The 19,906-nt window shown below is 68.3% G+C and carries 19 protein-coding genes; 8 read left to right on the forward strand and 11 right to left on the reverse strand.

Annotated features, from left to right (window positions below):
- Window positions 1-28: 28 nt before the first annotated feature.
- Window positions 29-895: an ABC transporter substrate-binding protein gene (locus ALI44B_RS12115; protein ID WP_077054887.1), complete on the reverse strand. Its 867-nt coding sequence runs from the start codon at window positions 893-895 to the stop codon at window positions 29-31.
- 209 nt (window positions 896-1,104) lie between these two features.
- On the opposite strand from ALI44B_RS12115, the gene ALI44B_RS12120 reads away from it, so the two are divergent.
- Window positions 1,105-2,193: a LacI family DNA-binding transcriptional regulator gene (locus ALI44B_RS12120; RefSeq protein ID WP_077054888.1), complete on the forward strand. Its 1,089-nt coding sequence runs from the start codon at window positions 1,105-1,107 to the stop codon at window positions 2,191-2,193.
- Here the strand turns inward: ALI44B_RS12120 and sfnG are convergent.
- The 4 genes from sfnG to ALI44B_RS12140 form a co-directional block, all read right to left on the reverse strand.
- Complete coding sequence (gene sfnG, locus ALI44B_RS12125) at window positions 2,190-3,317, reverse strand: dimethylsulfone monooxygenase SfnG (protein WP_077054889.1); 1,128 nt, start codon at window positions 3,315-3,317, stop codon at window positions 2,190-2,192. The two genes, ALI44B_RS12120 and sfnG, sit on opposite strands and share 4 nt — an antisense overlap.
- A gap of 105 nt (window positions 3,318-3,422) precedes the next feature.
- Entirely contained in the window at window positions 3,423-4,331 is a 909-nt protein-coding gene (locus ALI44B_RS12130; RefSeq protein ID WP_083709958.1) for an endo alpha-1,4 polygalactosaminidase, read from the reverse strand.
- Between the two features lie 197 nt (window positions 4,332-4,528).
- A complete protein-coding gene (locus tag ALI44B_RS12135) occupies window positions 4,529-5,653 on the reverse strand; it encodes a TerC family protein (protein ID WP_083709960.1) in 1,125 nt (374 codons plus the stop codon).
- Between the two features lie 191 nt (window positions 5,654-5,844).
- Complete coding sequence (locus ALI44B_RS12140; RefSeq protein WP_077054890.1) at window positions 5,845-6,771, reverse strand: LysR substrate-binding domain-containing protein; 927 nt, start codon at window positions 6,769-6,771, stop codon at window positions 5,845-5,847.
- A 146-nt stretch (window positions 6,772-6,917) separates the two neighbouring features.
- On the opposite strand from ALI44B_RS12140, the gene ALI44B_RS12145 reads away from it, so the two are divergent.
- On the forward strand, window positions 6,918-10,457 hold the full coding sequence (locus ALI44B_RS12145) for a bifunctional proline dehydrogenase/L-glutamate gamma-semialdehyde dehydrogenase (RefSeq protein ID WP_077054891.1): 3,540 nt from the start codon (window positions 6,918-6,920) through the stop codon (window positions 10,455-10,457).
- Window positions 10,458-10,561: 104 nt separating this feature from the next.
- Here ALI44B_RS12145 and ALI44B_RS12150 read toward each other — a convergent pair whose 3' ends face one another.
- On the reverse strand, window positions 10,562-11,017 hold the full coding sequence (locus tag ALI44B_RS12150; RefSeq protein ID WP_077054892.1) for an MSMEG_6728 family protein: 456 nt from the start codon (window positions 11,015-11,017) through the stop codon (window positions 10,562-10,564).
- A 115-nt stretch (window positions 11,018-11,132) separates the two neighbouring features.
- Window positions 11,133-11,294 carry a hypothetical protein gene (locus ALI44B_RS16200; RefSeq protein ID WP_179100231.1) on the reverse strand — a complete coding sequence of 54 codons (162 nt, stop codon included), beginning with the start codon at window positions 11,292-11,294 and terminating at the stop codon, window positions 11,133-11,135.
- A 223-nt stretch (window positions 11,295-11,517) separates the two neighbouring features.
- Here ALI44B_RS16200 and ALI44B_RS12155 point away from each other — a divergent pair, with 223 nt between their 5' ends.
- The 3 genes from ALI44B_RS12155 to ALI44B_RS12165 are packed head-to-tail and all read left to right on the forward strand — an operon-like array spanning window position 11,518 to window position 13,736.
- A complete protein-coding gene (locus tag ALI44B_RS12155; RefSeq protein ID WP_077054893.1) occupies window positions 11,518-12,513 on the forward strand; it encodes an ABC transporter ATP-binding protein in 996 nt (331 codons plus the stop codon).
- Entirely contained in the window at window positions 12,510-13,379 is an 870-nt protein-coding gene (locus ALI44B_RS12160) for an ABC transporter permease subunit (RefSeq protein WP_077054894.1), read from the forward strand. The genes ALI44B_RS12155 and ALI44B_RS12160 overlap by 4 nt, the downstream gene beginning before the upstream one ends.
- Before the next feature lie 9 nt (window positions 13,380-13,388).
- The gene (locus tag ALI44B_RS12165; protein WP_077054895.1) at window positions 13,389-13,736 is read left to right on the forward strand and encodes a hypothetical protein; all 348 of its coding nucleotides are present in this window, start codon (window positions 13,389-13,391) and stop codon (window positions 13,734-13,736) included.
- 31 nt (window positions 13,737-13,767) lie between these two features.
- Here ALI44B_RS12165 and ALI44B_RS12170 read toward each other — a convergent pair whose 3' ends face one another.
- From ALI44B_RS12170 to ALI44B_RS12180, 3 genes are read right to left on the reverse strand one after another with little or no spacing between them, the layout of a single operon-like run.
- Complete coding sequence (locus ALI44B_RS12170) at window positions 13,768-14,733, reverse strand: NAD(P)H-hydrate dehydratase (protein ID WP_083709961.1); 966 nt, start codon at window positions 14,731-14,733, stop codon at window positions 13,768-13,770.
- The gene (locus ALI44B_RS12175; protein WP_077054897.1) at window positions 14,730-15,527 is read right to left on the reverse strand and encodes a histidine phosphatase family protein; all 798 of its coding nucleotides are present in this window, start codon (window positions 15,525-15,527) and stop codon (window positions 14,730-14,732) included. The genes ALI44B_RS12170 and ALI44B_RS12175 overlap by 4 nt, the downstream gene beginning before the upstream one ends.
- Before the next feature lie 60 nt (window positions 15,528-15,587).
- Window positions 15,588-16,535 (reverse strand): phosphoribosylaminoimidazolesuccinocarboxamide synthase, encoded by a 948-nt coding sequence (locus ALI44B_RS12180; RefSeq protein WP_077054898.1) that lies wholly within the window; start codon window positions 16,533-16,535, stop codon window positions 15,588-15,590.
- Between the two features lie 115 nt (window positions 16,536-16,650).
- Between ALI44B_RS12180 and ALI44B_RS12185 the strand changes: the two genes are divergently transcribed.
- Complete coding sequence (locus ALI44B_RS12185) at window positions 16,651-17,403, forward strand: hypothetical protein (RefSeq protein WP_179100262.1); 753 nt, start codon at window positions 16,651-16,653, stop codon at window positions 17,401-17,403.
- A gap of 23 nt (window positions 17,404-17,426) precedes the next feature.
- On the opposite strand, the gene ALI44B_RS12190 is transcribed toward ALI44B_RS12185, so the two are convergent.
- A complete protein-coding gene (locus ALI44B_RS12190) occupies window positions 17,427-17,951 on the reverse strand; it encodes a MarR family winged helix-turn-helix transcriptional regulator (protein ID WP_077054900.1) in 525 nt (174 codons plus the stop codon).
- Window positions 17,952-17,989: 38 nt separating this feature from the next.
- On the opposite strand from ALI44B_RS12190, the gene ALI44B_RS12195 reads away from it, so the two are divergent.
- Together ALI44B_RS12195 and ALI44B_RS12200 are read left to right on the forward strand one after the other, a co-directional pair.
- Entirely contained in the window at window positions 17,990-18,229 is a 240-nt protein-coding gene (locus ALI44B_RS12195; protein ID WP_077054901.1) for a hypothetical protein, read from the forward strand.
- Window positions 18,230-18,907: 678 nt separating this feature from the next.
- Window positions 18,908-19,813, forward strand: a complete 906-nt coding sequence (locus ALI44B_RS12200; protein WP_179100263.1) for a PadR family transcriptional regulator — start codon at window positions 18,908-18,910, stop codon at window positions 19,811-19,813.
- The last annotated feature ends 93 nt before the right edge of the window (window positions 19,814-19,906 follow it).

Genomic DNA, 19,906 nt, shown 5'->3' on the forward strand with positions numbered 1-19,906 from the left:
CCGCAGCGGCCGCCCGACACGACGTCGGTCAGGACGCGGGGGTGGGGGTGGCCGACGAGGTCTGCTCGGCCTTCGGCAGGTACTGCTCGGGCATGGGCGAACCGGGGAACCACTTCTCGTAGAGGGTCTTCCAGGTGCCGTCCTCCATGGCCTCGGCGAGGCCCTTGTCGAGCGCTTCCTTCAGGCCGTCATTGCCCTTGGCGAGGGCGAACCCGGCCGGGGCATCGAACGAGGGGATGTCTTCGACCGACACGAGCCCGTACTGCTCGATGTAGGCCTTGGCCGACTCGTAGTCGAGGAAGTGCGCGTCGATGGTGCCCGTGTTGAGCGCCGAGACGGCCGCGTTGTTGTCGGGGAATCGCACGAGGCTGGCGTCGGGGAAGTTCTTCACGGCGTAGCTTTCCTGCAGCGTGCCCTGCACGACGCCGAGGCGCTTGCCGCTCAGCTCGTCTTCGGAGGTGATGCCGCCCTCGGTGCTGAGGATGGTGAGGTAGCCCGCGAGGTAGCCGCTCGAGAAGTCGACGGTCTGCTTGCGTTCGTCGGTGATGCCGATGGCGGCGACCCCCACGTCGTACTGCTTGTTGGCGACGGCCGCGAGCAGGGCCGAGAAGTCCTGGCCCGTGAAGGTGACCTTGTCGATACCGATGCGCTTGGCGACATCCGTGAAGAGTTCGATGTCGAAGCCCGTGAAGTTGCCCGAGGCGTCGGTGAACGAGTAGGGCTTGATGTCGCCGACACTCGCCACGCGGATCTCACCGGGGGTGATGAGGTCGTAGGGGTTGTCGGCGGCCGAGGTGGTGGATCCCCCGGACGATGCGCAGCCGACGAGGAGCAGGGCGGCCGCGGCGGTGGCGGCGAGGGCGGCCGTGAGGCGGCCGGTGGAACGTTTCTTCACTGCAGGTCCAATCTGGGTGGGGGAGGGAATGGAGACCGGTGTTCGGTCAAGCGACTCCGTTGTTGCTTGCGGTGCGTGGTGAAGCGGTTTCTTGGTGGATGAGTCCGGACTCAGTGCGTAGATTGAGTCCGGACTCAACGTGTGTGAGAAGCTACAGGCAGCCCTGGTGGGTGTCAAGCGTTGCATTTGTCGATCGAAGGGGTTTCCGCATGGCCGTTCCACCCGCACGACGCCGCGAGGTCACCGTCGCCGATGTGGCGAAGAAGGCCGGCGTGGGCAAGGCCACGGCATCCCGCGCGCTCGGCAATTACGGGGCCGTCAGCGATGCCGTGCGCGAGCGCGTGCTGGCCGCCGCCGAAGAGCTCGACTACCGCCCCAACGAGCTCGCCCGCAGCATGAATACGGGAAAATCGAACACCATCGGCGTCATCGTGGGCGATATCGAGAACGGCTATTTCGGCCTCGCCATGCGGGGCATCTCCGACACCGCCAAGGCCGCCGGATACGACGTCATCCTCATCAACACGTCCGAGAACACGGATGCCGAAATCGACGCCGTCCGCGTGCTCCTCGATAAGCGGGTCGACGCCCTGATCGTGGCGCCCGCGTCCTCCTACGTGACACAGCATTTACATGATGTTTACGAATCCGGCCGCCCGCTGGTGCTCCTCGACCGCCGCATCGACGGCCTGCCCGTCGCCTCGGCGCTCGTCGATCTGGCCCCCGCCGCTCACGCCGCGACGACCCTGCTGCTCGACGAGGGGCACCGCCGCATCGCCTTCGTCTCGGCCCTCGGAACCGACGGCGACGGCTTCGAAGCCCTACCCCTCGGCAACTCCTCCGTGGCCGACCGCCTCGACGGCATCATCGCGGCACTCGGCGCGCGCGGGGTGAGCGTCGACCCGGCCCTCATTCGGTTTCACGCCCACGGGCTCGAGGCGACGAGGGATGTCGTCACGGGCCTGCTCGACAGGGCCGACCCGCCCACGGCGCTCATCGTCTCGGACAGCCTCATCGCCATGAACACGCTCCTCGTGCTGCGCGAACGCGGCGTGCGCGTGCCCGACGACCTTTCGCTCATCTCGTTCGATGACTTCGAGTGGGCTGCGCTCGTCGACCCGCCGCTGACGGTCATCGCGCAGCCCATCTACGAGGTGGGCGTGCAGGCGGCGACCACGGCTCTGCGCCTGCTCGACGTGGGCGCGGGCACGGCGACGCCCCAGCCCCTCGCGGCCCAGGTCATCCGCCGCGCCTCGGTCGCCCCGCCCCGCGCTCTGCCTAGCTCGTCGGCCAGCTAGTCGGCGACGTCGCCCGCGCGCAGCAGATCGGCCTCGAGGCTGCGCACGATCGGCAGAACCTTCTCGCCGAACTGTTCGACCTCCTCGATGAAGTGCAGGAAGCCGAGCAGCATGAGGTCGACGCCGCGCTTCTTGTAGTCGACGATGCGCGTGGCCACCTGTTCGGCGTCGCCGATGAGCCGCGTGCGGAACCCGTCGTTGTATTGCACGAGGTCGTCGAACGACGAGTCGGCCCACATGCCCTTCTTGTCGCCCGTCGAGGCACCCGCCTGCTGCACCGACGCGCGGAAGGCTTCGACCGATTTCACGTCGGCGTGCGCGATGATCTCGCGCAGCTGCTCGCGGGCCTCGGCCTCGCTGTCGCGCACGATGGTGAACCCGTTCAACCCGAAGCGCACCGTGCGGTCGTGCGCCCGCGCGACGGCCGTGACGTCGTCGTACTGCTCAGTGAAACCGTCGAAGTCCTTGCCGTTCGAGAAGTACCAATCGGCGTGGGCACCCCCGTTGAAGCGGGCCGCCGTCGAGTTGCCGCCCTGGAAGATCTCGGGATGCGGTCGCCCCTCGACCGGGTAGGGCCCGGGCCGCAGGCTGAAACCGTGCGAGCGGTAGAAGTCGCCGTTGAAGTCGAACTCCTCGGTCGTCCAGAGACCCCGCAGCATCTCGATGAACTCCGCGGACCGCCGGTAGCGTTCGTCGTGCTCGAGCCAGGGCAGGCCCAGGTCGGTGTACTCGTTCTTGAACCATCCCGACACGACGTTGACGGCCGCGCGGCCCTTCGAGAACTGGTCGGCCGTGAGGATGAACTTGGCGAGCACGGCGGGCTCCCAGAAGCCCGGGTGCACCGCGGCGATGACCTTGAGCTTCTCGGTGGCGAGCAGCAGGGCGAGGCTCATGCTGGTCGACTCGTGCTGTTGCGCGGCGCCGTAGCTCGACGCGTATCGCACCTGGCTGAGCGCGTATTCGAACCCCACGCGCTCGGCCGTCTGCGCGAGCTTCACGTTGTAGTCGTAGTCCCATGACGTGCGCTGCTCGATGGTCGAGACGACGAGGCCGCCCGAGACGTTGGGCACCCAATAGGCGAATTTGAGCGGTTCGGCGGAGGGCAGCGTGCGGATATCGGTCATCGAAACTCCTCGGAATGCGGATGGACTGCCCCCACGCTAAGGACCCACCCTGGAGACCGGTTCGAAATCCCGAACTGTGACGAAGAATGACGCCGTGCGCGCCGCTCAGCAGCGCTGCAGCTCGTGGCCCTCAGTGCCCGCCGGCGCAAGATCGCGATCGCGGATGACGGTGGATGCGGGCAGCTGCGGGTCGTCGCACACCTCGGCGACCGAGCCGCCCAGGTCATCCGTGTATTCGATGTCGATCACGCGGTCGCCGTAGACGTCGGTGTAGGCCGCGCACTCGTCGTACGGCTGGCACTCCTCGGCCACCGCGAAGTCGAAGCCGATCTCAGTGCGCCCGCGATCACCGAGCTCCGCCGTGTTCTTCTGCCCGGCGGCGAGCCCGTTCTCGTGCGCCAGCCCGACCAGCAGCGTCGCGAGCGCTTCGGCGTCGGCCACGTCGAGTGCGCCATCCGACCGTGTGTAGGAGTCGAGGTTGTCGAACTCGACCGCCTGATAGCCGTCGGATGCGCAGTGCCCCACGACCGCGGTCAGTTGACGCGCGATGCCCTCACGTTTCTCCGCCGTCGAAGCGTCGAGGATGCGCTCATCTGGCCACCCCGGGTCGAACACCTCGGCCCCCGACGCATCGTGCAGGATCAACTCGTCGGGCCACTCGGCGCCCGGCTGCGTCTGGAACCCGTTGACGTAACAGATCGAATACACCCCCGGCGCGGGCATCTCGGCGCTGTCGCGCACGACGATCCCGACCCCGGCATCGGGTTCGTACGGGCCCCCGAGCTGGTAATCCACGGCCGCCCCGGCCGGCCAGTCGACGTCGGACTGCCCGGCGGACGTCTGCGAAACCCCGGCGGTGTCGCCAGAGCTGACCGGGCCCGCGGAGGCGCACCCGGCTAGTGTCGCCAGCCCCACACTGAGCGCGCCGACCGCGCCGACCACGCCGAGAGAGGCGCGAAGGCGCGCACCCCTCGTACTCACGGCGCGGTGCAGGGTCTTCGGGGTCGGAGTCATTTGGCCAGGATGACACACGCCGGCGGTGCACCGAGACGAAGCCGGGAGACGATCGCCGGGCGAAGCGGAGGATGACGCGTTGAGCCCGGGGCCGGGTCGGCGCGCCTGAGCGATACCGCCGACACGGTGTGCCCGACAACGCAGAAGCGCGCAGACATCCGAGGATGCCCGCGCGCTTCGCGAGGTGCTGCAGGGGGTTAGTGGTTGCCGTCCACCGAACGCTTATCGCCCGCGTCGGGCGCCGTGCCCGGCTGGACACCGGACTCGGTGGGGTGAGCCGGTTTGGCCGAGCCCTCGACCGGCGCACCGGCGGCGTGGGCGGTGGCGGCATCCGGGGCCCCGACCTTCGCCGTCTGGGCGGCCTGACCGCGCGTCTTGCGCAGGCTGAGCACGGTGGCCACGGCGATCGTCAGACCGATGAACACGAGCGAGAACCAGATGGGGATCTCGGGCGCCCACTCGACGTGCTCGCCGCCGTTGATGAAGGGCAGTTCGTTCACGTGCAGAGCGTGCAGCACGAGCTTCACACCGATGAACGCGAGGATGACGGCCAGCCCCTGCGCCAGGTAGACGAGACGCTCGAGCAGCCCACCGATGAGGAAGTACAGCTGACGCAGACCCATGAGGGCGAACGCGTTGGCCGTGAACACGATGTAGGCCTCGCTCGTGAGGCCGTAGATGGCGGGGATCGAGTCGACGGCGAACACCAGGTCGACGAAACCGATGGCGATGATCGTCAGCAGCATGGGCGTGAAGAAGCGTTTGCCGTCGATCTTCACGGTGATGCGGTCGCGGTGGTAGTCGTTCGTGAGCGGCAGGATGCGGCGCGCGAACGAGATCATCTTGCCGTTGGCGGGGTCGCTCTCGTGGTTGCTGAACGCCTGACGGTAGGCCAGGAAGAGCAGCAGCGCGCCGAAGATGTAGAAGATCCAGGAGTAGTTCTCGATCAGGCCGGCGCCCACGGCGATGAAGATGCCGCGCAGGATGAGGGCGATGATGATGCCGATCATCAGCACCTTCTGCTGGTAGGCCTTCGGCACCGCGAAGCCCGTCATGATGATCAGGAACACGAAGAGGTTGTCGATCGACAGGGCCTTCTCGGTGAGGTAGCCGGCGAAGTACTCGCCGCCGAAGCTCCAGCCAGAGAAGATGCCGATGCCCACGCCGAAGATGAGGGCCAGGCCGATGTAGAAGGCGGACCAGCGGGCGGATTCGCCGATCGAGGGCTCGTGCGGTTTGCGCACGTGGGCGAAGAATTCGTACACGAAGAAGGCGATGGTCACCGCGATGGTGATCAGCCAGATGGTGGGGGTCACGTTCACGTGAGGCTCCAAGGGGTCGACGAAATAGGACTCAAAGTCTCATCCGCCATCGCGTGGGTTGCGCGTGTGATGGCCGTTGCTCCGGGACGCGGCTATGGGTCCGTACTGACGAAGCTTCCGTTGGTGGATTACTCCCCTTGCGGAGGAAAAAGTACCGTCCGAACCTGAGGAAACCATGTATTTGGATGGAATCAGGAGCGCTCGGTGGCACCATTCGCGTCGGCGAGGGCGCGGGCGGTCGAAGCGAGCACCGCGCGGAAAGCGACCGTGGCCGGGTGTTCGGCGCCCGAGTGTCGCACCGAGGTGAAGATCGTGCGGCGCGGGGCAGCTTCGAGGTCGATGAGGCGGCACGACGTGTCGCGGCCCGTCCAGACGAGGTCGGGCATGAGCGCGACGGCGTTACCCGACTCGATGAGGCGGATCTGGGCCTGCAGGTCGGCTGTCTGATAGCGCACATCGGGCTCGAAACCGGCGCGGCGGCAGAGCTGCTCGGCGAAGTGGCGCGACGCGGTGCCGTGCGGCTCCATGACCCAGGCGAGATCGGCGGCATCCTCGATGCGGTCGACGGCGTGCAGCTGGCGGCTCGCGGGTGGCGCGGCCAGGCGGATGGCGTCGGTCGTCAGCTGTTGGCGGTCGAGGTCGGGCCAGAGCGGCGCGGCGTGAGCCGGGTATTGCTCGGCCACCACCATGTCGTAATCACGCGCCCACGTTTCCGAGAGCGCCGTCTCGGGTTCGCGCTGCGTCATCTCGACGCGGACATCCGGATGCTGCGTGCGCATGGTGTTGAGCGCGTCGGGCATGAGCGCCAGGGCCGCCGACTGGAACACGGCAACGCGCACGGTGCCGCTCGCGCGATCTTCGGCCCCGCGCAGCTGGCCCTCGGCGCGTTCGAGAATATCGAGCAGCTCGGCCGTGTGTGCCACGAGCATCTCGGCCTCGGGCGTGAGCTGCACGCGGCGGCCCACCTTGCGCAACAGCTCGACGCCCGTTTCCTGCTCGAGGATCGAGAGCTGCTGCGACACCGTCGAGGGGCTGAAATTGAGCGCCGCGGCGACATCGGCGAGGGTGCCGCGGATGCTGAGTTCGCGCAGCAGGCGCAATCGTCGCACGTCGAGCATCCGGCCCCTTTCATTCTTCGGAAATCCTAATGGATACCGCTCGAAAAGAGTTGCTATTCATAACGGGAGCGCGACCGCATACTGAACTCACCCCCACCTCCTCAGGCGACGCCCGACCGGCGCCGTCTCCGCGTAAAGGACAGTCAATGACCGACGTCACCGAGAACCGCTCCGCTCCGGCCCCCGAACCCGCGCGTGAGGATGCCTCAGCCAGCGCTTCTGCCGCCTCTGCTGCCGCCGCCGCCGACACGTCGTTCGAGCAGGAGCTCGCGGGGCTCTCCGACGAGGCCATCGCGCTCGTGCGCCGCTGGCTGACCGCGGCCGACGACCAGCCCGTCGACGCCTCCGCGCAGCAGCTCGCGGGTGTGCTGAAAGACCCCAACGGCCTCGACTTCACGGTCGGCTTCGTGGACGGCGTCGTGCGGCCAGAAGACCTCACCGTCGCGGCGCGCAACCTGGCCCGCCTGGCCCCCAAGGTGCCCGCGTTCCTGCCCGTTCCCATGCGCGCGGCCGTGCGCCTCGGCGGCATCGCAGCCCCCATGCTGCCGGGTGTCGTCATCCCGATCGCCCGCAAGGTGCTGCGCCAGATGGTGAGCCACCTCATCGTCGACGCCACCGACCAGAAGCTCGGCGCGGCCATCGCCAAGATCAAACGCGACGACGTGCGCCTGAACGTCAACCTGCTCGGCGAGGCCGTCCTCGGTCAGAAAGAAGCGTCCCGCCGCCTCGCGGGAACCCACGCCCTGCTGGCGCGCGACGACGTCGACTACGTGTCGATCAAAGTGTCCTCCACGGTCAACCCGCACTCGCCGTGGGCGTTCGACGAGGATGTCGACCACGTCGTCGAAAGCCTGACGCCCCTGTTCGAGCGTGCGGCCGCGGCATCCACGCCCAAGTTCATCAACCTCGACATGGAGGAGTACAAGGACCTCGACCTGACGATCGCGGTCTTCACGCGCATCCTCGACAAGCCCGAGTTCCACGACCTCGAGGCCGGCATCGTGCTGCAGGCCTACCTGCCCGACGCGCTCTCGGCCATGATGCGCCTGCAGGAGTGGGCCGCCGCCCGCCGCGCCACCGGGGGTGCCGCCATCAAGGTGCGCATCGTCAAGGGTGCCAACCTGCCCATGGAACAGGTCGAGGCGTCGCTGCACGACTGGCCGCTCGCCACCTGGGGCAGCAAACAGGACAGCGACACCAACTACAAACGCGTCGTCGACTACGCCCTGCACCCCGACCGCGTGAAGAACGTGCGCATCGGCGTGGCCGGGCACAACCTCTTCGACATCGCCTTCGCCTGGCTGCTCGCCGGCCGCCGGGGCGCGCGCGACGGCATCGAATTCGAGATGTTGCTCGGCATGGCGCAGGGCCAGGCCGCGGCCGTGAAGAAGGATGTCGGCAGCCTGCTGCTCTACACGCCCGTCGTGCACCCGCAGGAGTTCGACGTGGCCATCGCCTACCTCATCCGTCGCCTCGAAGAGGGCGCCTCGTCGTCGAACTTCATGTCGGCCGTGTTCGAGCTGTCGGCCAATGAGGAACTGTTCGAGCGCGAGAAGAACCGCTTCCTGGCCTCGCTCGCCGACTTCGACCGCGCCGTGCCGGGGCCCAACCGCACGCAGAACCGCCAGCTGCCGGCCGCCCCCGCGCCCACCGACACGTTCGAGAACACGCCGGACACCGACCCGTCGCTGCCCGCCAACCGCGAGTGGGCGCGCGACATCCTGTCGCGCGTCGCCGACACGCGGCTCGGGCTCGACACGCTCGAGGCATCCACCGTCACGACCAAGAAGGCTCTGGCCGAGCGCATCAAGACGGCCACGCAGGCCGCCGGCGACTGGGCCGCGCGGGGCGGGGACGGCCGCGCCGAACTGCTGCACCGCGTGGGCGACGTGCTCGAACAGAACCGAGCACGCCTCATCGAGGTGATGGCCGCCGAAACCGGCAAGACCGTCGACCAGGCCGACCCCGAGATCTCTGAAGCCATCGACTTCGCCCACTTCTACGCCGAGCAGGCGCGCGAACTCGACCGCGTCGACGGCGCCACCTTCGTGCCCGCGCGCCTCACGGTCGTGGCGCCGCCGTGGAACTTCCCCGTGGCGATTCCCGCCGGTTCGGCGCTCGCCGCGTTGGCCGCCGGGTCGTCGGTGATCATGAAACCCGCGCCCCAGGCATCCCGCTGCGGTGCCGTGCTGGCCGATGCGCTGTGGGAGGCCGGCATCCCCGCCGACGTCTTCCAGCTCGTGCAGGTCGACGAGGGCGCCCTCGGCCGCGAGCTCATCGCGCACCCGAGCGTCGACCGCGTCATCCTGACCGGCGGCTACGAGACGGCCGAGCTGTTCCGCTCGTTCCGCCAGGATCTGCCCCTGCTCGCCGAGACGAGCGGCAAGAACGCCATCATTGTCGCCCCGAGCGCCGACATCGACCTCGCCGTGAAGGATGTCGTGAACTCGGCATTCGGTCACGCCGGCCAGAAGTGCTCGGCCGCGTCGCTCGTCATCCTCGTCGGCTCGGTCGCCCGCTCGCGCCGGTTCCACGACCAGCTCGTCGACGCCGTGTCGTCGCTCACGGTCGGCTACCCGACCGATGCGACCACGCAGATGGGTCCCGTCATCGAACCCGCCGCGGGCAAGCTGCTCTCGGGTCTCACCGAACTGGGTGCGGGCGAGAGCTGGCTCGTGCAGCCGCAGAAACTCGACGACACCGGGCGTCTCTGGAGCCCCGGCATCCGTGACGGTGTGCGCCGCGGCTCGACGTTCCACAAGACCGAGTACTTCGGTCCCATCCTCGGCATCATGACGGCCGCCACGCTCGACGAGGCCATCGCCATGCAGAACGAGGTCGACTACGGTCTGACCGCCGGGCTGCACTCGCTCGACCCCGCCGACCTCGAGGTGTGGCTGGCGGATGTCGCGGCCGGAAACCTCTACATCAACCGTGGCATCACGGGCGCCATCGTGCGTCGTCAGCCGTTCGGCGGCTGGAAGAAATCGGCCGTGGGCCCCGGCACCAAGGCCGGCGGACCGAACTACCTCATCGGGCTGGGCTCCTGGCAGTCGGACACGTCGTCCGCGTCGACGCCCGTCACCAACCCGGATGTCGTGGCGCTGCGTGACGCGGCCCTCGCGTCCGGCGCGCTCGACGCCACCTCCGGCATCCCCGCCATCGACCGCCTCGAGCGCTCGCTCGCGAGCGACGCCGAAGCGTGGGCGACCCGCTTCGGAACCGCGACCGATGTCTCGGGGCTCAGCGCCGAACGCAACGTGTTCCGCTACCTGCCGCGCCACACCGCCATCCGCCTGTCGGAGGGAGAGTCACTCGCCGACCTCGTGCGCGTCGTGGCGGCGGCCTTCGCGGCCGGTGCGCGCCCCACGGTGTCGGTGCCCGAGGCGCTGCCCGCGCGCATCCACTCGGTTCTCGAGGCGCGCGACCTGCGCGTGACGGTCGAATCGGATGAGGCGTTCCTCACGCGCGCCGGCCGCAGCCGCGCCGACCGCGTGCGCCTCATCGGCGGCTCGGTGTCGGCCCTGGCCGCGGCGACGGGCGGCCGCCCCGACCTCGGCATCTACGGCAACCCGGTCACCGAATCGGGCCGCGTCGAAATGCTCCCGTTCCTGCAGGAGCAGGCCGTCAGCATCACGGCGCACCGCTTCGGCACGCCCAACGCGCTGTCCGAGGGCCTCATCTAGCCTGCTCGTTCGGCAGCGCACGCCGCTGCATCATCCGGCCCTCGGCCTCGCGGATTCAACCCGCGGAGCCGAGGGCCGGTCTGCGTTTACTGCGTGCGGCTGTTTTAGACCGTCGGGCCCGTGACGGGCCAGACGTAGTCGAGGTCGGGCGGCACGTCGGGGAAGAGGGGCGCGTAGAACTCCGGATACTTGCGCAGCAGGTTCGAGCGGTGCGAAATCATGATCGACTCGTCGGTGAGCCAGGGTGGGCGTTCGAACGTTTCGCCGATGTAGGCGTCGAGGTCGGCCGGGGCGGTGGCGAGGTCATCCAGCGTCTTCTCGAGGCACGTGTCACCGAAACCGCGGCGCACCCATTCGGCGCACGTCGCCTCCTGATAGTCCATGAGGGCGGCTCGATAACCCCGCCACATGCGCGTGACGGGGTGGTTTTGCCATCCGTAGGTCGGGATGGTGAGGGCGCGCATGATCTGCAGGGTCTCGACGCGTTGTTTGCCGAGGCGGCGGTCGTCGAGCACGCGGGCGCTCTCGTCGAAGTCGGCGAAGGGCACGAAGGTTTGCATGGGTCCTCGGTTCTTGACGGCAGAGGGCAGGCGGCAGGCGCAGGCGCGCGGCAGAGAAAAACCCCCGCCTCCCGGAGTGTTCTCCGAATGACGGGGGCGATGGTGGGTGGGCGCCCTACTCGGGTGAACCGCCCGAGACGGTGTCGGCCTGAGGCTCGTCGTCCTTGCCATCGGTGCCCGTGCCGTCGGGCAGGTTGTCGGTCTTCTGCGTCTCCTCGTCGGACACGTTGGTCGAACCGTTGGAATCTTCCTCTGGGGTCTCGATCTTGTCGCTCATGACTCCAACCTACGCCCGGTGCGGATGCTCTGCAGGGGCTTTCATCGCGTGCAACGGTGAGCGTAGAATCGCTCGCCCTCGCCCCGCGGTCCACCCCGGCGGTCGACTCCGGGGGCCTACTCCGGTGGGTGCAGTCGCGGGCGGAATGTCCCCCTCACGGACGATTGTGGCCCGTATGGTCGCCCTGTCAGCATGGAATCTCCGCCACAGTCAGGACATCCGCATGATTGAAGCCCGCTCGCTCACGAAACAGTACGGCGATAAGACCGCCGTCAACGACGTGAGTTTCACCGTCCAATCCGGCAAGGTCACGGGGTTCCTCGGGCCCAACGGCGCCGGCAAATCCACCACCATGCGCATGATCGTGGGGCTCGACCGCCCGACGAGCGGGTCCGTGACGGTCGACGGCAAGCCGTACGCCGACTACCCGGCGCCGTTGCACGAGGTCGGCGTCCTGCTCGACGCCAAGGCCGTGCACACGGGCCGCAGCGCCTACAATCACTTGCGCGCCATGGCCGCCACCCACGGCATCCCCACGTCGCGTGTGAACGAGGTCATCGAGATGACCGGCCTCACGGGCGTGGCCAAGAAACGCGTCGGCGGCTTCTCGCTCGGCATGGGGCAGCGCCTCGGCATCGCGGCGGCCCTTCTGGGCGACCCGCGCGTGCTCATTCTCGACGAGCCGGTCAACGGCCTCGACCCCGAGGGTGTGCTGTGGGTGCGTCAGTTGGTGCGTTACCTCGCGTCCGAGGGGCGCACGGTTCTGCTGTCATCGCACCTCATGAGCGAGATGGCTCAGACCGCCGACCACCTGATCGTGCTCGGGCGGGGCCGCGTGATTGCGGATGCTCCCATCGCCGACATCCTCGCCGGTGACCAGACCGCGGCCGTGCAGGTGAAGAGCCCGCGGCTCGACGACTTGGCGGCAGCCCTCGTGGCGCTCGGCCGGCCGAACGTTGCGCTCGCACCCCTCTCTCCCGGAACCGCCTCGGTGACCGGGCTGACCGCCGAGGTGATCGGCGACACGGCCGCCGCCAACGGCATCGCGCTGCACGAACTCACGCCGACGTCCGCGTCGCTCGAGGACGTGTTCATGCGCCTCACCCAAGATGAGGTCGAGTACCGAACCGGGGTGGGCGAGCAGGGCTCGATGCCCTCCGGTGCCCACGCGGCCGCCTCGACCACTTCCGCTTCCGACGCCCAGGAGGCGACCCGATGAGCACGACATCCGCCCCCAGCCGTTCCCACGCGGGCGCCCCCGCACCCGCTCAGCGCGGAAAGCTCAACTTCGGCGGTCTGCTCGTCTCCGAGTGGATCAAGCTGACGACCGTGCGGTCGACCGTGTGGTCGCTCGCCATCCTGGTGCTCATCAGCGTGGGCCTGGGCCTCTTGATCGCCACCTTCCTCGAGGCGGGGGATGCCGGTGCCGCAGCAGGCTCCGACGCCCCGGGTGGGCCTGCCGCCGCCGCCGCAGCCACCGACTGGGCCCTCACCTCGGCAACCGCGGGCATGGCGATGGCCTCGCTCGTGGCCGCCATCCTCGGCGCCCTGAACATCACAAGCGAGTACTCGACGGGCATGATCCGCTCGTCGCTCGCGGCCGTGCCGAAGCGCCTGCCCGTGCTGTTCGCCAAGGCCGTCGTGCTGGCGCTCGTCACGTTCGGCGTGGGCCTCATCACGCTCTTCGGCACCTACCTCATCGTCACGCCCATCCTCGAGGGCAAGGGTTTCGAAGCCCACCTCGACGACCCGCAGACCGTCATCGCCCTGATCGGCGGGGCGGCCTACCTCGCCATCGTGGCGGTCTTCTCGCTCGGCCTCGGCACGATCATCCGCAGCGGTGCCGGCGCGATCGCCGCTGCTGTCGGCGTGCTGCTGATCCTGCCGCCGCTGTTCATGCTCGTGCCCCTCAAGTGGCTGCAAGATCTCGCCCCCTACCTGCTGTCGAGCGCGGGCGCGCAGATGCACACCATCCCCAACGGGGCATCGGATGTCGAGGGCTGGGTCGCGGTTATCGTGAGTGTCGCCTGGGCGGTCGTGTCGCTGGCCATTGCGGCCGTGATGCTGAAGCGTCGCGACGCGTAACCTCGCAGCATGGAGAAGTGGCTGTTCGATGCCCCGACGGCGACGGCGCTCTCGCAGATCATGCCGGTGCTCTTGCTGGCGCTGATCCTCGAGATGCGTCGCACCGAGATGCATCTGCGGGGTCGCAGCATCCGCAAGACGCGCATCATCCTCGCGGTGTTCTTCGGGGCGTTCGCGGTGATCGAGACGCTGCTCGTGTTGTCGATCGACGGCCGTCTCTTCCCCGCACGCTGGAGCGACCTCGTGGCGGCGCTCGTGATCTTCGCGCTGCTGTGGCTGCTATTCGTGCTATCGATGATGTCGGAGCGCGGGAAGCAGCCGTCGGCGGGGCGCGACGAGCCGCGGGACGACGACTAGGCGCCGAGCCCCGGCGAACGCGTGACGGCGACTAGCCTTCGACCTCGACGAGGATGAGGGGCAGCTCGTCGAGCAGTTCGCGAGCGAGGAAGCCGAGTGGGCCGACGCGCACCGAGAGTCGATCACCTGCGGCCGCGTGCGCGTGGGACGCCCAGACGGCGGCCTGCGCCGGCTCGGCTCCGCGGGCGCACAGGCCCGTGATCGCGCCGGCCAGAACGTCTCCCGAGCCGGAGGTGCCGAGCCCGCTATGGCCCGTGCCCGACTGCCACACGCGGCCGTCCGGGTGGGCGATGACGTTGTGGCACGAGACGACTGCCTGGTAGCGGCGGGCGATGGCGAGGGTGTCGGCGACGAGGTCGGTGTCGCCATCCTCGTCGGAATCGCGCTCGAGCAGGCGGTCGGCCTCGCTCGTGTTGGGGGTCAGAACGAGTCGGTTCGAGAAGGTTTGCACGATCTCCTCGACCTTCGGCAGAACCCCGAGGGCGTAAGCATCCAGGGCCAGGATGGTGTCGTCCCCGAGCAGGTCGGGAAGCTCGCGCAGCAGCGCCTCGGCTTCGTCGGCATCGTCGAGCCCGGGGCCCACGAGCACGACATCGGCGGACGAGAGGTCGTCGGCGATGTCTCGCGCCGAGGCTCCGGCGACGTGGCCACGGTCGGTCTCGGCCAGTGGCGCGACGCCGGATTCGGGAACGGCCACGGCGACGTGCGGTGCGACCGATCGCGCCACGGCGAGCGTGAGCCGCCCGGCCCCGACGCGCAGGGCGGCAAGGCCCGCGAGTTGAGCGGCACCGGGGGAGCGGAGCGCGCCGCCCACGACGACGACCTGTCCGCGGCCGTACTTCGAGTCGCCGCCGCCCGGCAGGGTCCACTCGCGCAACAGGTTGGGCGTGATGACGGTCGGCGTGGGCGTCACGTCGGGTCGCCCTTCGGATGCCGGTTGAGACGCTGCGGGCGAGCCATCCGTGTGGTCTGCCGAGGTCGTGTCAGTGTCGCTCATGCTGTTCCTCCGATGACGGCCGCCTCGGGCGACCCTTCGCTGCGGGTGTCGTCGCGCTCGCCCGAGTGATGGGTGACGGGAGCGCCGGCGCGTTCGAGGTGGGTGGTGTCCGAGAAGGCGTCGAGCTGCCAGGGCTCGCCGGGGGCACCGCGGCTGATGCGGGTCAGCGACGCATTCTTGACCGAGTGCGACGACGCGAATTCGAGCAGCTCGGCTTCGTCCCAGCCGAGGCACACGTAGAGCAGCAGCATGACGATCGAGTCGTGCGCGACGATCACGCCGAGGCTATTCGACCCGGTGTCGTGCGCATCGTCCTCGATGTCGCGCAGCACGCTGCGCAGGCGAAGGGCCAGGTCGGCCCAGGATTCGCCGCCGGGCGGTCGGTAGGAGAACTTGCCGAGCCAGTCGCGCCGCTCCTCTTCTTCGGGATGCCGTGTCTGCACCCCGTGGCGCGTGAGCAGATCGAGGATGCCGAGCTCGCGGTCGCGCAGACGCTCATCCCGTCGCGGCGACAGCGGCAGCTGCGCAGCATCGAGCGCCAGCTCGAGTGTCTGGCGGGCGCGCAGGTAGTTCGACACCCAGAGCCGGGTGCTGTCGAGGCGCAGTCGCTCGTCGTTGTCGGCGAAGACCGAGCCGAGCGCGGCCGCCTGCCGTTCGCCATCCTCTGAGAGGGGAACATCGGCGTCGCGCATCTCGATGTGGATGACTTCGGCGCCCTCCGCTTCGGCAGCGCTCGCGGCCCGGTTGGCGATGCTCTCGCCGTGGCGGATGAGCCAGAGTTCTGTGACAGCCATGTTTTCAGGCTATCCAGCCCCTGCCGCCAGACAAGTGGTTGACGTGTTGTGCGCCGACCCCTATCGGGAGGCGCTCGCGGCACCCGTCAGAAGCGTGAGGATGTCTTGATAACGCTCGGTCGTGCGCGCGACGATATCGGCGGGCAGCTCGGGTGGGGTGCCCGTCTGGTCCCAGTTCGCGGCCAGCCAGTCGCGCACGATCTGCTTGTCGAACGAGGCCATGCGCTCGGCCGGTGTTCCGCCGGATGCCCACGCCTCGGCATCCCAATAGCGGGACGAGTCGGAGGTGAGCACCTCGTCGGCCAGGACGATTTCGCCCGTGTGCGGGTCGCGCCCGAACTCGAACTTGGTGTCGGCGAGGATGACGCCCGCGGGTTCGGCGAGGGCCGAGGCGCGGCGGTAGATCGACAGGGAGAGGTCGCTCAGGGCTGCGGCGTCGTCGGCGCCGATGAGTTCAACGACGCGCTCGAAGCTGATGTTCTCGTCGTGTTCGCCGAGCGGCGCCTTGTAGGCGGGGGTGAAGAGCGGCTCGGGCAGCCGGTCGCCGTTCTGCAGGCCGGCGGGCAGCGGGATGCCGCACACGCTCTGCTGGGCCTCGTACTCTTTCCAGCCCGACCCGGTCAGGTAGCCGCGCACGACGCATTCGACGGGGAACATGTCGAGCTTTTTGACGAGCATGCTGCGGCCGACGACCTCGGTGGGGATGATCTCGCGCACGGTGGCCGGATCGGTGGCCGCGTCATCCGAGCTCAGTTCGTGATCGGCCACGAGATGGTTGGGCACATCGGACAGCTGGTCGAACCACCACAGGCTCAAGGTCGTGAGCAGCTCGCCTTTGCCCGGGATGGCGGGCGACAGAACGTGGTCGAAGGCGCTGACCCGGTCGCTGGCGACGACGAGCATGCGCCCCGCGGCCCCGTCGGTGCGCCCGGCGGCGGGCTCGTACAGGTCACGCACCTTGCCGGAGTAGACGTGGGTGAAGCCGGGCAGTTCGAGGTAATCGCTCACACGCCCATTATCGCGGAGTCTCCGTGCTCATCGATGCGTGCTGCTGCTCGGTAGATTGGCTCGCAACGAGGTTTTCGGGGGAGGGTGCATCCGCGCACTCAAGATGGGGGTTCACATGTCGATGGGTTCGCGCGATGGTCTGCGGTCGGAGAATTCCGGAGCGCCCGACGTCGGAGTGAGCGTCAGCACGGACGCGCCTTCGTCGAGGCGTCGGGTGTGGTTGCTCGTCGGTGGGATCGTGGCGGCGGTCGTGATCATCTCGCTCGTCGTCGTGTTTTTCCTCACCCGCTCGGGCGGCGATCCCGTCTCCGCTCCGACATCCTCGGCCTCGGCCTCCGCATCGTCGACCACGGTTCCGACCGCGTCGCCCGCCGCCGCGCCCTCGGCTACGTCCAGCGCTGCCCCCGTCGAACCGGCCGAGCCCGTCGCCCTGCCGACCGATTGCTACAAGATCTTCGACCAGGACTACCTCGACACGTATGGTTCGGCCGAACTGAACAGCCCCCTTCTCGACCCGATCATCTCGCGCATCCCCGATATCGAGGCGCTCCGCGCGAGCTTGCCCGGTATCGACTGCCGCTGGGGCGGCCCCACCGAGGGTGGCACGGCGAGTTCCGTCAACGCGGTCACGCCCGCGCAGCAGGATGATGCGATCGCGCTCGCCGTCGCGAACGGGGCCTCGTGCGAGGATTGGGAGCAGGGCACCAAATGCCGCATCTTCCAGCGCTTGGACGAGTGGTACACCGCCGAAGAGTATTTCTTCCGCGACGGCCTGTGGGTGTCCTCCTGGGTTGCCGGCACGATCGGCGACGAGAACACGATCACCCAGGAGATGACGTCGTCCATCGAGTCGACGCTCTGGCCCTGACCCCGGCTTCGGCGGCGGTTGCGCTACCGAGGCGCGGAGGGCGCTGCCGGCTCGGTGGGCGCCGCGGCGGCGATGAGCTTGTGCAGCGTGGAGCGCAGGCCGTCGAGTTCGTCTAGCGTCATGCCCAGTTCGCCGACGATGGTGGCCGGGATGCTCTCGGCCCTCGACCGCAGCGCCCGCCCCGCGTCGCTCAGCGTGATGTCGAGAACGCGTTCGTCTCGCTGCGAACGCTCGCGTTGAACGAGGCCGGCGCTCTCGAGGCGCTTGAGCAAGGGGGACAACGTGGCCGGCTCGAGCTGCAGCACCTGCCCGAGTTCTTTCACCGAGCGCGGCTCGTTCTCCCACAGCGCGAGCATCACCAGATATTGAGGATGCGTCAGCCCCAGCGGTTCGAGCACGGGCCGGTACAGCGCCAACACGCCGCGCGACGCCACGGCCAGCGCGAAGCACACCTGGTTCTCGAGCGCGAGCACATCGGCGTCGGCGGGTAGCTTCTCGGTGCCTGCCGCGGTCTGCGCCGTTGCGCGAGTTCGTTCAGCTGTCGACATCCGAGCATCCTCCGCAATTAGTATGTACACTAATCATTATGGCACGAAGCAAAAAGAAGCGTCTGACGGTGAAAGAGGCCGGTGGCATCACCGGCTGGCTCACCGCTACGCTGCTGCCCTATCTGGGCCCGCCACCCCTCGGTGACCGCAACGAGCCGCAAGCGCCCTCTTCGGTCGACAACCCGTGCCCGCTCTGCGGAGCGCCCATGTCCGAGCACCGTGTCGACCGTTCGGGCGAACGCACGCAGCTCTACTGCCCGACCGCGCCCACCCCTTAGCGCTCTAGCGGGTCTCGAAAGGCTCGCTCCGCCCCACCGTCTGGCGGTCCCGCCGCCTCGCGCCTGCCGCCTGCCATATTCCGGTCGGCGAGGCATCCCTTCTACGCGGCGCCTCCTAACGCCGCCACCCCTCGTGCCGTTGGCGTCTCCGGGCCACGTCCAGCCGTTGGTCGCGTCTGCGCGCTACGTCGAGCCCGGTTGCCTCGCCTGGCACCACGTCTCCTCGCGGCGTTCCACGTGTCTTCGCGGCGTGCCGCTTCGCCGTGCCACGTGTCTTCGCGGCCTGCCGCTTCGCCGTGCCACGTGTCTTCGCGGCCTGCCGCTTCGCCGTGCCACGTGTCTTCGCGGCCTGCCGCTTCGCCGTGCCACGTGTCTTCGCGGCCTGCCGCTTCGCCGAGCTTTGCTCCTGTTGCTGAGACCGCGGCAGCGTTCGAGCGCCGCATCTTGTCGTTCGGATGTTGTCGTAGGTGGCGACAGCACCCGGACAACCCCCGTGCGGCCTGGGCCAGCACTTTTTTCTTGGGTTGAGCTATTCCAGGCGGTATATTCCAGGTGGACTATTCCAGATGGAATAGTCCACCTGGAATAACCAAAACGCGGAAAGAAAGTGCCTGTCGCCGACAGGACGATGAGGGCGGTGACGATATGAATCGACGGAAACAGGGCGAAGGCCTCGGGATGCCAATGATCCGCGTCGCGGCTCTCGGGTTTCTCGCGGAACGACCGATGCACGCCTACGAGATGTATCAGCTGGCCCTGAAGCGCGGCGAGGATCGCGTCGTCAACGTCAGCCCGGGATCTCTGTACCGAGCGGTGTACGCGCTGGAGGATCGCGGGTACGCGGCCGAATTCGAAACATTCCGTGAGGGTCCGAGGCCGGAGCGGACCACGTTCGAAATCACTCAGGCCGGGCGCGAAGCCTACGAGCGCGAACTGCAGCACATGGTAGAAGTGCCTGCCGAGGAGTATCCCGAATACATCCTCGCCATATCCGGGATGCATGCGCTCGCGGCCGATGTCGTTCACGAAGCCGTCACCCGACGCAATCGTCACCTGGCCGCCGAGATCGAGGCCATCGACGAAGCCACCGGGGAGGCCGACGAGCGAGGCGTGCCCGAGATGTACGTCCTTCACCGTCAATTCCGTCGGCACATGATCTGCGCCGAGATCGACTGGAACGAGCAGCTCCTGGCCAGGCTCGGCGCCCGAGACATCCCCTGGCACGACGACCGCAGTCCCGAAGAGCGCGCTCGCAACGGACCCGCCTCGCCGCACGTGGGCACGAGAAGCGGTCGGCGTCGAGAGGCGGCGGGGGATGCATCCGGGCGGCGTTTTCGTTCAGACAACGTTCCCGTACCGCCCGACGAAACAGCGGTAGCTCGCGGAACGCTCGATAGGGCCTCGCACGAGCGCCGGGTAAGCGGCGTCGCCATCGGAGAAGACAAGCGAGAACCTGAAACGAACTCGGCCGACGCAACCCGGGACTGGACTGCCGAACTCGAGGAACGCGCGCAGCGTGAAAAAGCGGCGCGAGCATGGCTCCGCTCAATGGCCCGAACGCCTGACGCCGAACCTACGAACTAATGCGGCACGGGACGGCGGCACCGAGAACGTCCCACCAAACTCTCCCTAGAAGCATCCCCACACCCCACCCGGCCCAGCCTGACGCTGAGCCTT

The organism is Leifsonia sp. ALI-44-B (assembly GCF_001984125.1).
Taxonomy (GTDB): Bacteria; Actinomycetota; Actinomycetes; order Actinomycetales; family Microbacteriaceae; genus Okibacterium.

Excerpts from the sequence above, each read along its gene's own strand:
- ALI44B_RS12120 (WP_077054888.1), top strand. The coding sequence starts at position 1,105 with ATGGCCGTTCCACCCGCACGACGCCGCGAGGTCACCGTCGCCGATGTG.
- sfnG (WP_077054889.1), bottom strand. The coding sequence starts at position 3,317 with ATGACCGATATCCGCACGCTGCCCTCCGCCGAACCGCTCAAATTCGCC.
- ALI44B_RS12130 (WP_083709958.1), bottom strand. The coding sequence starts at position 4,331 with ATGACTCCGACCCCGAAGACCCTGCACCGCGCCGTGAGTACGAGGGGT.
- ALI44B_RS12140 (WP_077054890.1), bottom strand. The coding sequence starts at position 6,771 with ATGCTCGACGTGCGACGATTGCGCCTGCTGCGCGAACTCAGCATCCGC.
- ALI44B_RS12145 (WP_077054891.1), top strand. The coding sequence starts at position 6,918 with ATGACCGACGTCACCGAGAACCGCTCCGCTCCGGCCCCCGAACCCGCG.
- ALI44B_RS12150 (WP_077054892.1), bottom strand. The coding sequence starts at position 11,017 with ATGCAAACCTTCGTGCCCTTCGCCGACTTCGACGAGAGCGCCCGCGTG.
- ALI44B_RS16200 (WP_179100231.1), bottom strand. The coding sequence starts at position 11,294 with ATGAGCGACAAGATCGAGACCCCAGAGGAAGATTCCAACGGTTCGACC.
- ALI44B_RS12155 (WP_077054893.1), top strand. The coding sequence starts at position 11,518 with ATGATTGAAGCCCGCTCGCTCACGAAACAGTACGGCGATAAGACCGCC.
- ALI44B_RS12160 (WP_077054894.1), top strand. The coding sequence starts at position 12,510 with ATGAGCACGACATCCGCCCCCAGCCGTTCCCACGCGGGCGCCCCCGCA.
- ALI44B_RS12165 (WP_077054895.1), top strand. The coding sequence starts at position 13,389 with ATGGAGAAGTGGCTGTTCGATGCCCCGACGGCGACGGCGCTCTCGCAG.
- ALI44B_RS12170 (WP_083709961.1), bottom strand. The coding sequence starts at position 14,733 with ATGAGCGACACTGACACGACCTCGGCAGACCACACGGATGGCTCGCCC.
- ALI44B_RS12175 (WP_077054897.1), bottom strand. The coding sequence starts at position 15,527 with ATGGCTGTCACAGAACTCTGGCTCATCCGCCACGGCGAGAGCATCGCC.
- ALI44B_RS12185 (WP_179100262.1), top strand. The coding sequence starts at position 16,651 with ATGTCGATGGGTTCGCGCGATGGTCTGCGGTCGGAGAATTCCGGAGCG.
- ALI44B_RS12190 (WP_077054900.1), bottom strand. The coding sequence starts at position 17,951 with ATGTCGACAGCTGAACGAACTCGCGCAACGGCGCAGACCGCGGCAGGC.
- ALI44B_RS12195 (WP_077054901.1), top strand. The coding sequence starts at position 17,990 with ATGGCACGAAGCAAAAAGAAGCGTCTGACGGTGAAAGAGGCCGGTGGC.
- ALI44B_RS12200 (WP_179100263.1), top strand. The coding sequence starts at position 18,908 with ATGCCAATGATCCGCGTCGCGGCTCTCGGGTTTCTCGCGGAACGACCG.